This window comes from Pelagimonas varians (assembly GCF_003208435.1).
GTDB classification, from domain to species: Bacteria; Pseudomonadota; Alphaproteobacteria; order Rhodobacterales; family Rhodobacteraceae; genus Pelagimonas; species Pelagimonas varians.
In genome coordinates, this window is the sequence record NZ_QKMF01000040.1 from 1 (window position 1) to 9865 (window position 9865).

The 9865-nt window shown below is 52.8% G+C and carries 8 protein-coding genes and 7 pseudogenes; 9 read left to right on the forward strand and 6 right to left on the reverse strand.

Annotated elements, in window-relative coordinates:
* From C8N36_RS23630 to C8N36_RS23680, 7 genes and pseudogenes are all read left to right on the forward strand, one after another.
* The coding region (locus C8N36_RS23630) for an IS3 family transposase (RefSeq protein WP_146227683.1) at positions 1–167 on the forward strand (167 nt) is incomplete at its 5' end.
* Positions 168–631: 464 nt separating this feature from the next.
* Positions 632–934 carry a hypothetical protein gene (locus tag C8N36_RS23635; protein ID WP_097807127.1) on the forward strand — a complete coding sequence of 101 codons (303 nt, stop codon included), beginning with the start codon at positions 632–634 and terminating at the stop codon, positions 932–934.
* A gap of 1491 nt (positions 935–2425) precedes the next feature.
* Positions 2426–2554: pseudogene (locus tag C8N36_RS24945) on the forward strand (thermonuclease family protein); the annotation flags it as partial.
* Between the two features lie 15 nt (positions 2555–2569).
* Positions 2570–3121: pseudogene (locus C8N36_RS24635) on the forward strand (transposase); the annotation flags it as partial.
* Between the two features lie 110 nt (positions 3122–3231).
* Positions 3232–4890 carry a mechanosensitive ion channel family protein gene (locus C8N36_RS23670; RefSeq protein WP_245911052.1) on the forward strand — a complete coding sequence of 553 codons (1659 nt, stop codon included), beginning with the start codon at positions 3232–3234 and terminating at the stop codon, positions 4888–4890.
* Positions 4891–5065: 175 nt separating this feature from the next.
* Positions 5066–5306: pseudogene (locus C8N36_RS23675) on the forward strand (transposase); the annotation flags it as partial.
* 38 nt (positions 5307–5344) lie between these two features.
* Positions 5345–5485 (forward strand): IS3 family transposase, encoded by a 141-nt coding sequence (locus C8N36_RS23680; protein ID WP_425451829.1) that lies wholly within the window; start codon positions 5345–5347, stop codon positions 5483–5485.
* 141 nt (positions 5486–5626) lie between these two features.
* On the opposite strand, the gene C8N36_RS23685 is transcribed toward C8N36_RS23680, so the two are convergent.
* Positions 5627–6211, reverse strand: coding sequence for a DUF502 domain-containing protein (locus C8N36_RS23685; RefSeq protein ID WP_097807120.1), 585 nt, complete (start codon positions 6209–6211; stop codon positions 5627–5629).
* Between the two features lie 120 nt (positions 6212–6331).
* On the opposite strand from C8N36_RS23685, the pseudogene C8N36_RS24640 reads away from it, so the two are divergent.
* Positions 6332–6703, forward strand: a pseudogene (locus C8N36_RS24640) (helix-turn-helix domain-containing protein); the annotation flags it as partial.
* Between the two features lie 38 nt (positions 6704–6741).
* On the opposite strand, the pseudogene C8N36_RS23695 reads toward C8N36_RS24640, so the two are convergent.
* A pseudogene (locus C8N36_RS23695) lies at positions 6742–7067 on the reverse strand (transposase); the annotation flags it as partial.
* A 53-nt stretch (positions 7068–7120) separates the two neighbouring features.
* Here C8N36_RS23695 and C8N36_RS24645 point away from each other — a divergent pair.
* Positions 7121–7351: pseudogene (locus tag C8N36_RS24645) on the forward strand (IS3 family transposase); the annotation flags it as partial.
* A 52-nt stretch (positions 7352–7403) separates the two neighbouring features.
* Here the strand turns inward: C8N36_RS24645 and C8N36_RS23700 are convergent.
* The 4 genes and pseudogenes from C8N36_RS23700 to C8N36_RS23715 form a co-directional block, all read right to left on the reverse strand.
* Positions 7404–7677, reverse strand: a pseudogene (locus C8N36_RS23700) (transposase); the annotation flags it as partial.
* A 126-nt stretch (positions 7678–7803) separates the two neighbouring features.
* Positions 7804–8004, reverse strand: a complete 201-nt coding sequence (locus C8N36_RS23705) for a hypothetical protein (RefSeq protein WP_097807118.1) — start codon at positions 8002–8004, stop codon at positions 7804–7806.
* A 208-nt stretch (positions 8005–8212) separates the two neighbouring features.
* On the reverse strand, positions 8213–8986 hold the full coding sequence (locus tag C8N36_RS23710) for a hypothetical protein (RefSeq protein WP_097807117.1): 774 nt from the start codon (positions 8984–8986) through the stop codon (positions 8213–8215).
* An 80-nt stretch (positions 8987–9066) separates the two neighbouring features.
* Entirely contained in the window at positions 9067–9579 is a 513-nt protein-coding gene (locus C8N36_RS23715) for a DUF805 domain-containing protein (protein WP_097807116.1), read from the reverse strand.
* Positions 9580–9865: the final 286 nt, after the last annotated feature.

Consider the following 9865-nt stretch of genomic DNA (forward strand, 5'->3'; position numbering starts at 1 on the left):
TCTTCAAAACCATCAAGGCTGAGCTGACATGGCGGCATCCTCGGGAGACAAGGCGCAAAGCTGAAATGGCAATCTTCGAATACATCAACGGCTTCTATAACCCACGTCGCCGCCGCTCAGCACCGGGCTGGAAAAGCCCTGTCGCTTTCGAAAGGAAAGCGGCCTGAACGAGCACTAGGAGCGCCACAAAAGCGGGACAGGTTCAAAACGCATGACAGCAAGAACAAGACTCCATCATGGAGCGCCTTGAAGGTGACGCGATAAACACCGCTGTCCGCGGGCAATTGAATAACCGCATGTTCAGAATGCCGGCTTAGCAGACCGAAGTTCAAGACTCTCGCATTGCGTTCGACGAAGACATTAAGAATTTGAATCAGGCGGTTCAAACTTCGATCGACGCCCCTTCTCTGGAGGCCCTGACCATATTGCAAACAATCAAGTTGAACGTGACGAGGCGTATAATGAGCTGGCAGCGTTCCAGCGTGAGAACTCCCAGCGGGCAAACCAACGGATAAAATATCTGGGAGAGTTACAAGAGCGCAAGGCGGATTGGTCCCGCCAGATTGAGAAACTGGAAGCGGAGGCTGTCGAAGCCGCGAGCGATGTCTCAAACAAGGCGGAACAGTCCCAAATGCACCGCTGGGCCTCGTTCTTTTTCAGTGTGGACGCCAGCGAGGTTCAGGACAATCAAGCGAAGCAGGTCGGAGCGGTTTTCGGGGCCATTTTAGGCTTGGCCGCAGCCCTGACGGGATCAACCGTCGCGATGTATTCCCAATGGTTCCGGATGCGCGGCATGCAACCCATTATTCGTACAGAGCAGGTCGAAGTGCCCATCGAAGTTGAAGTTCCGGTACTCAAACACGTCTATGTCCCTGTCCCCGTCGGTGACAACATTACGGATGAGATCGACGCCATCCTCGACGCCCAGCCCTAAGATGCAGCACAGGAACTGAGACGCCAGTCAGCAACAGACTTTGCCAACACAACCGATAATCCCGACGAACACTCGCAAGGAGAGAGTTTTGCGCGAGCAGCATGATATCAAACTTCTCGACCAAGTCATCAAGGCCAATGCAAAGCGGCTTGAAGCCTCTGTCAAACAGGTTCAAGCGGCCTCTGCCGCCTGAAGCCAACAGGTTTTCGTGCGGGCCCAAAGCGACATGTCTGCAGCAGATTCAAGTGCTAGGACGGCGTTGATCCGGGCACAGGCCAATCGCGCCGTCATCGTTCTATTGGCCCTGTCTGTTTTGGCAATTGCGCTCGGATTTGCGATCTGGCTGGTTCTGAGCGGGGATGCCAAACGGCAAGCACAGGTGGCCCCCCGGCAATTGCAGCCACCGTATCTGCGGCCGCTCCCATCTGGCCAAACATGCCTCAGCCTACATCCACTACTGATAGAGACGGCGGCGTTGTTACCACCAATTTCAGCCTTTTTCGGAAAAAAGAAGTTTTGGTCGGCAACCGAACTTTTGAAGTCACCGCAGGGCACCATTTCAACAAAGAGACTGACACCCAGTTCTAAAGGGCGTGGTGCTACATCAGGGAACCTGTCGGAGGAGTAACAATTACTGTAACTCTGGGTAACAAACGTCCTGCCGCATCGTCGATCATCGATCCTCCGACATCAAGCGAACTCTGCAAAGTTGACCTCGCCAAAAGCGACCATCGTAGCCTGTTCGATGCCTGCCCTTGGCTTGATGGCAACCCAGATCTGGCTGTATCGCCTTCACATGTACCGGCAGTTGCCAATGTCTACCGGTTTACCGGTGAAGTCACCGCCGACAGCGTCGACAAGATGCATGCCCCTGTAAAGGCAGGTGCCCAAACCGTTGAATTGGTTTCCCCGAGCGGGCTGTTAAGCGAAGCCATGCAGGCAAATGCGGAATTGCGTGCGGCCTACGTTTCGACCGTGGTCTCCGGTCATTGCTCTAGCGCCTGCACCATCTTATTTCTCGGGGCACTGAACGTAGAATCCAGCCAATGGCACGGCTTGGCGTTCACCAGTGGCGCTCTGTTGGCCCCCATGCAGATGAGGGCGAGGCCCAACTTCTTTCCGGCCTGCTCGTTGCCCTGTTTCAAGATGCAGGTGTCAGCGAAGACTTTATCGTAGCGGGTGAAAAACACCTGCAGCTAACATGTACTGGCTCAGCCGTAGCCAGATGCACGACTGGGGCGTGACCACGTCCTAACTTCTAAGTGCGCCCGACACTTTGGATCAAGGGCGACTAGTTAAACACAACAAAATTCAACACTGAAGCGAGTTCGCCTGCATGGCATCGACTCCCCCGAAAGCGGTCAGCTCTGCCTGGACACAAACAATCGGAAATGGCGTTGCGGCCAAAAAATCATCCCTCGTTTGGATGCTGCGATTGGACGCCAAACAGTGTCTTGTCGCGTTTCGGGAAACGACTGATAAGGCCGCTTCATTGCCGCCTGTTTCAGCGGTGATATAGACCTGAATGCACGGATGGTCTCCCAAGGTTGGGCCGTCGCCTATCGCAAATACTCTCGCGACTATGAAGCGTCGGAACACGCTGCCAAACGAGCAGGTACCGGTATCTGGCAGGGGCACAAGATTTACCCCTATCTGTTGCGCGGTTTGCGCGTGGATCGGCCCAACTAGGTTTGGTGCGCCGACATCACATACTTGCCGAAGCGACGTGGCTTCCTCCATTTGGTCGCCATCATGGACTGGCACACACGCAAGGTTCTGGGGGGGCGCATCTCCAACACACTGGTGGCAGACTTTTGCGCCGCAGCCCTGAACGAGGCCATCCAAAAGTTCGGTTTTTTTAAGATCATGAACACTGACCAGGGCTCTCAGTTCATGTCCTGTGTCAGGACCGACCGGCAACGCAGATCAGCCGTCCGCACCTCCATGGACGGCAAAGGTCGGTTCCTCGACAAAATTTTCGTGGAGTGACTGTGGCGGTTGAAGAAATACGAATGCGTTTATCTACAGGCTTTTGAAACCGGATCAGAGGCTGAAGCTGGCGTCAAGAATTGGATCGAGTGCTATAATCTCCAGCGCCCACATTCTGTATATGGTGCCCCCCACTGTGGTCTATTGGCAGAAAAATGGCACAACCCAACCCGACCGCAGGTGCAAAGAGTAGCATAATTTCCGCCAGATAATCTCCAACAATTGGGGAGTCGCACAGAGACACTGCTTGACGCATCACAGAGCCTTCCTCCAAACTGTTTGCTAGCAAATCACCGGGTGCATTCCATATGCTTGAACGATCGCTGTTTCCGAAATCTGGCTTCCTATTCACCACGACCATCGCCTGTTTGTTTCTTTGGGTTGGGATGGTTCACGCCCAGCAAGAGCAGGCCGATCCGGCCCTGCCACAAGTACAGGTAGATCCGCAATTTGCCTCCCCTGTCGTTGTCGAAGGAGACGAGCTGTTTGTTGTGCGGGGAACCAGTGCGCTTCCTGCAGACGAACGGGCTGGATTGGTCGCCGCACGCATTGTCGAATTCGCCGAACGTTCCAACATACAAACAGTTGAAATGCGGATCGAAGACGGTTCGTTGGGCAAACACATTCTGGCGGATGATAGGCTGATGACCGTCACGACACAGGCCGACAGTGAATTCGAGAAAATGGAACTTGAGGTTCTGGCAGAGCTCCAAGCGGAAGCAATTATGCAAGCGATCCTCATCTACAGGGCAGACCGCAGCGATGACGCCCGGATCAACAGTGTCGTCGCGGCTTTTGTCTGGACTGTGGTGTTCATAGCGCTGGTTGCCCTTATGAGGGTCGTTCGCGACCGCTTGCCCGACCGAATTGCAGCCTCTGTTAAAAAACGTACCACCGGAGTTGGCCAAGCAACAAACGATATGGTTAACAGCACAGCGATGGCTGCGCTCGTCCGCTACCTCATGCGGTTGGTTTTGCTGATTTTCTTCTTGTTTTTAACATACTACTACTTGTCTTTCGTGCTTTTGGCCTTTGCAGAAACCAAGCCCACTGCACAACTCTTGATCACGTATTTGACTGGACCGATCGTCGATGTTTTGAAAGGCTTCGGCGCATATCTTCCGAACTTGATCGCCTTGTTCGTCATCACGGCTCTCACCCGGTTTATTATCAAAGGTGTCCGCCTGTTCTTCGTGAACGTCGAAGCAGGGACAATCCGGCTGGACGATTTTGAACCAACCTGGGTCTGGCCCACGTTCAATATTATCCGCGTCATTCTTATTTCGATCGCTGTCGTCATCAGCTTTCCCTACATTCCCGGCTCGGAGTCGCGCGCGTTTCAAGGCTTGGCTATTCTGGCCGGTTTGATGGTTTCGGTCGGGTCGAACTCGGTGATTGCCAACGCGTTGTCAGGGCTGTTTGTCATTTATAGACGCAGCACAAATATCGGGGACCGCATCAAAATAGGTGGGCATATCGGGGACGTGGTGGAAATCAAGTTAATGGAAACGATCATCAAATCGATCAAGAATGAGCTGATCAGTATTCCGAATGCGCAGCTTTTGAATTCAGAAGTAATAAATTACTCTTCCAGGATCGATGGCCGCGGCCTCTTGCTGCACACCATGGTGGGTATCGGCTACGAGGAGCCACGAGACAAGATCGAGGCGATGCTGGTCGAAGCTGCGAACCGGACCAAAGGGCTGTTGAAATCACCAGAACCGTTCGTCTTGATTAATGCATTGGCTGACTATGCGATCAACTATCAAATCAACGGGTACACTACCCGCGGATCGAGCATGCCCAAAACCATGTCAAACCTGCACCGCAACATTATCGACGTATTCAATGAAAATGACGTGCAGATCATGACCCCTTCGTACATTGCCGACCCGGCTATTGCGAAGATTCCGGACGCCCCATGGAATGGTGTCCTGAAAAAGTCCAAAACCAACAAAAAACGTTAATCGCTATGCCCTCAACGACACTTTGGTCTGCCCTGTGCATTGGCCAAGGGTACGCAAGGCGGCCTCGCGGCACCTGCGAACATTGCAATTCTCAGAAGCTGACCAGACACATTGGACCTGTCGCGGTTTGATGAGGCTCCCTTGATAGCATTTGCTGCAACAAAGAAGACTGGCTGTGGGACTGAAACGGACGGACGAATTCCGCCAAATTGCAGTGCGGATCGCGCTGACCAGTGGGCTAACACGCAAGACAAGTGGCTGACGATCTGGGTGTCTGTATGTCGACACTGAACAAGCGGATCACTGCGCTTCGAGACCCGGATGTGGTGTCAAAAGAGGATGTAAGCCTCACTTAGGGGAATAACCGGTTTTCACGCGAGAACCGTGTTCTCAAGGAGGAGAGGGAGATCCTAAAAACGGCCTCGGTGTTCTTCGCGAGCCAAAAGCCGAGCTGATCTGGTGGCATTCATGGAACACGCGGCGGCAGGCTGAGATGGCGTTCTTCGAATACATAAACGAATTCTATAACCCATGTCGCCGCCACTCAGCACTGGGCTGGATAAGCCCTGTCGCCTTCGAACGGAAGGTGGCCTAAGCGAGCACTGGAGCGGCAAGAGTTGTCCTCCGCTTTGATCAAAAGGTCCATTGGTGGCTTTGATACCGCACATTTTTCGATCGAACCTGCTATCGGAGGCGATGTCTGCCAGCATATATGCAGGGCCGCCGCTTCTTTGCGTCAGGTTGCCGAACTTTTCGAACCCGTCAGATCAACAGACGACGAGCCGCGCCCCAATACACGTAAAAGGCTGACCACTTGATGGGGTGGCAGGTCTAGGGGCGTGACCCGATCGGTGTTTACCATCACAGTCGCTCCGGACCAAGCCGAAGGCGATCCCGGGAGAAACACAATCACGCGATCCTCCAAGCGTTCCACTTCGAAGGAAATCTGTTCATGGTCATCAAACCGGACAAGAACGGGACTAAGAACTGACATCGCATCATTTTCACCAGCAACTCCGGCGACAACTCCTTTGGCGACGGCGTATCCTGGCATTACATCGATCAAAACACTGTCCAGCCGGTCGACACGACGGGAAAACATGCCGCTACGCGCGGCAAGCCCCGCAGCAAAGCACACCGCCAAGATCAGAACCAAAGCGATGATGTTTGCCAGCGCGATCCCCGCAAATCTTTCCAACGGGATCATTCCGTCAAGCGGCGCAGCCACCAACATACTTAATTCGAAGGCCTTACCCAATACGATGGCAAGAAACGCCAAGGGGACAAGAAACAAAGCCCCACCCAGAATGGTTGTTTTCATCAATTCAGTCCCCAGCCCATTTTGAAAACCGTCAATCCAACGTTGCCCGGCCTACTGTGTTCTGAAAGCTTTTGCATATTCCCTCGGCAAACTGCAATCCGCTAGTCAATTGGTCCAAATTGGTCCAAGGACTTCGTCGAAACTGGGAAGAAGCGCTTGGCTGGCGATACAACCCGCCAAGCAACTTCCAGAGAAGTTACTGGCTTGAAACTGAGACACGCGATTTGAAGGAAGTTGTCGCGGAACAAACACTCGAGCTGCGTCTTCTCAAAAAAGCATGTTCGGGGATGAGGGAGACCTCGAATGAGGTATCCTGCATCGGAAAAGTTGGAGATTGTCCGGCTGGTCGAGGGATCACATCTATCTGACAAACGCACCTTGGAAAAGTTGGGCGTATCGCGCCCAACTTACTATCGGTGGTACGATAGGTACCTACAGCGCGGAGAAGCGGGCCTCGAAGATCTCAAGTCGCATCCGGGTCTCGTCTGGAACTGAACCGCCCCGGTTTTCCCGGAGACTGATTACTTCGTTTCAGTGGGCGGTCGAGCTCCGTCTGAGCAAAATACGCTGATGCTTTCTTCAGGATTTCGTTGACCTGTCGAAGCTCCCGCACCTCGCGTTCCAGTTCCTTGATCTTAGCGCGCTCCTCCGACGTCACGCCATCTCTCTGGTCGGTGTCGGCCTCTTCCTGCTGAACCCAACGCCGCAACGTATCCCGGCCACAGCCAATCTTCGGCGCAATCGCCTTGATCGCCGCTGCTTGGCTTTCGTAACTGCCCTGATTTTCGAACACCATCCGCACGGCCCTTGCTCGTGTCTCAGGTGAATAGCGGTTCGCTCTGTTGTCTCTTTCCATGACTCCAATCCTTCCTAGATTTGGAGCCTCCGGAAAACCCGGAGCGGTTCAGTATCCTGTTGGAGAACTACTTCCTGCCTGATGATCTTGAGGCGCACATCACCGCCTTCGTTGGGCACTACCGATACCGCGAGAGCCTCAACAACGTCACCACCGCCGATGTTTACACAGAGCGGGGCCATACAATCCTGCTTGAACGGGAGAAAACAAAAAGGAGGGCCATGAAACCAAGACGCTTGCAGCACGCTAAATCTGCTGCTGAACTAAACACAGATGAGCGATGACTCTTCAAAGTCAAAACGCCCTCTGTCTCAAACTATATGATGACGGACAAGCCAATGTCAGATCCGACACGGCCCGGCGAAGGCGCTCGTTCTCGTTCTGGAGCCGTTTAAACGCCTTGAGTTGTTCTGCACCCATTCCCCCGTACCCTCAGCATCTCTTTCGAACCAATGGCATTCGATGTTTCGATCTACCAGCGGTAATAGGTCTGTTCAGTCACGCCGATCCGGCGGATTGCATCAAACCGGGGCATTCCTTGGCCCATCAACACTTCAACCTGCTGTAACTTCAAGACAATCTCTTCTGGCTTGGGTCTCTTAATCGCTATCCATGGTCCTCCGATTTCCTAATTATTGGCGCGGACCACTTCTTTGGGGGAGGCTCAAGTGGAACTGGAAGCCAGCTCTCGGCACCAGAGGTATTTTCCGGCCACGCCAAGTGACGTGACCCTGTTTTAGAGACCGCCTTCGTTGGTCAAAAACATGATACCGCCGGAAATTCCGTCATTGTAGGCAATGCACTGCCAAGGCGCTGTATCTGGACCAACGCCAACTTTAACCAATGTCCCGGCCCCGGAAAACTCGGATGAAAGTAACCGTGTTTCGCTATTGCCTGCCGTTTGGGCAACCGCAGCCAGACAAGCTTGGTCCGCCAATGTCGGTTAAGACCTTGCTACGCCTGTATCTTCCACGCAAGCCGACAATAGAGATTCAAAGAACACACACGAAACCAGTTTAAGTTTTGTGTTCATGTTTATTCTCTTTTTGAGTGTTGTGGAGACATTTTATGGAAACGTCTTGGGTGGGCGGCACAAAAGCCAAGACCAGCCAAATTCAAGGCTGGCCACTGCCACGATCATAAAGTTAGTTGCATTGGTTGTATTGGTTATCTCCGTATTCGAGCCAGTTCGCATTGCCATCTTTAAAAACGAGAAATTCGGATTGGTCCTCTCCGAGTAACGCAACTATGAAACCCTGTGGAGCCGGCGCATTTCCAAAGTAGCTATAGGCCGTCATCGCACGCATGGATTTGCCGTTGACTGTCACAATAGCGTCCCATTGGTCTTGCGCGTTATCAAGGACCTGATACTCAATCTGACGCGTCACTTGGCCACCGCCGCAATACACCACACCCTCTGGGGCTTCCATATTGCCATCGATCGCTTGAGCTGAAGAACCGCAAGACGTTCTTAGCGATCTGATGGCCTTGCCGGACCCGCTTAGTTCAAAAATCCCATAACTCACATCTTGATCCGCCATGGACAGATTCAGGACGGCGTTGGCTGCGATCTGATCCAGAATGAACTGGTAGTCAGCAGCATCCTGGAACACAATTTCGACTGGGTAGTTATCAACAATCTGCAAAGTGGCGTTCCCTTGCCCCGCTTGAAACGACCCGACTTCTGTCGCTCCATCTTTCATGAACCGAATTGAAAGACCTTGTTTATTTACAATGTCTTCGCTGTCTTCGTAACCGGCAGGGGCAAACCGAATACGATCACACTGTATTTCCAGCGTCATGTTGTTCGTCTGAATAAACGCATTTGGGGACGGCGCGCCGCTAAAACCCCATTCGGCAAGCGCAGGTGCAGCGGACATGCAAAACAGCAGACATCCAGACAGAAAAGCGTTCTTCATTCTTAACTCCTAAAGATAGTCGTTCGCGGGAAGGAATATGGGTCTCCGAGATCGAAGTGAAGGTGATTGACCATCCACTTCTAAGACGGTGCACCAAATTCATTCGCGCCCTCTTGTGAGGGCCGCGTAAGCCACCAGATCATCAAGACAGAAAGGACAAGTTGTATCACGTACATGGCTATCAAACCGGTTGCGCCAAGAAAGGCTGCCGGTCCTCTCAGAACCTCAGGATCCTCAATTCCCGTTTCCACTGCTGAAAACACAGCGACGCCAGTCAACAGAACAATCATCGTCGCGATGCTGAAAGCCACAGGCAGGAGCAGGTACCATCCCGGGCGGCCCGTATCATGCAATCGACGCCAACCTGCGGCAAGCATGGGAATGAAAATGGCCAGTTGGAAAACCGAGTTCAACAAGTTCGACCCCTGCCCTGTTTCAGGATCGGTGCCAAAAAGGACGGTGCCAACGACCGAAAGGCCGATGTTGACCAGGATTACAAACAGAACAAACCACCAGTATTCGGATCTGCGCGCACGGCCCGAAAATACAGCATATTTTGACAGGCAGGTTTTGATTGATTGCGTGAAACCCATTTCAAGCCCCTATTTTGTTCCTGACTAATCCGTTTTTCGATCTAAAGATTTTTCAAAAAATAAAGCAAGTGCAAGTATTTTGCACAAAGTGAAATTACCGCATTGGGACACTGTGCGGAAAATGGTTTGCTTTGAGTGCCGCGCGCGGCTTTGTTGCACAAATCGGATGAAAGGCGAGCTTCCCCTTTCCTCATCCGGATTTAGCCTACAGGCTCAGTGACTGGTATGCCCAAAGCGGTGTAGCGGTTAAGGACTGCGATGCGGATTTGCACTTCCGCGACTTGCC

Bases quoted from the DNA above. Each gene is read 5' to 3' on its own strand.
- C8N36_RS23635 (WP_097807127.1), top strand. From the start codon at position 632: ATGCACCGCTGGGCCTCGTTCTTTTTCAGTGTGGACGCCAGCGAGGTT.
- C8N36_RS23670 (WP_245911052.1), top strand. From the start codon at position 3,232: ATGCTTGAACGATCGCTGTTTCCGAAATCTGGCTTCCTATTCACCACG.
- C8N36_RS23685 (WP_097807120.1), bottom strand. From the start codon at position 6,211: ATGAAAACAACCATTCTGGGTGGGGCTTTGTTTCTTGTCCCCTTGGCG.
- C8N36_RS23710 (WP_097807117.1), bottom strand. From the start codon at position 8,986: ATGAAGAACGCTTTTCTGTCTGGATGTCTGCTGTTTTGCATGTCCGCT.
- C8N36_RS23715 (WP_097807116.1), bottom strand. From the start codon at position 9,579: ATGGGTTTCACGCAATCAATCAAAACCTGCCTGTCAAAATATGCTGTA.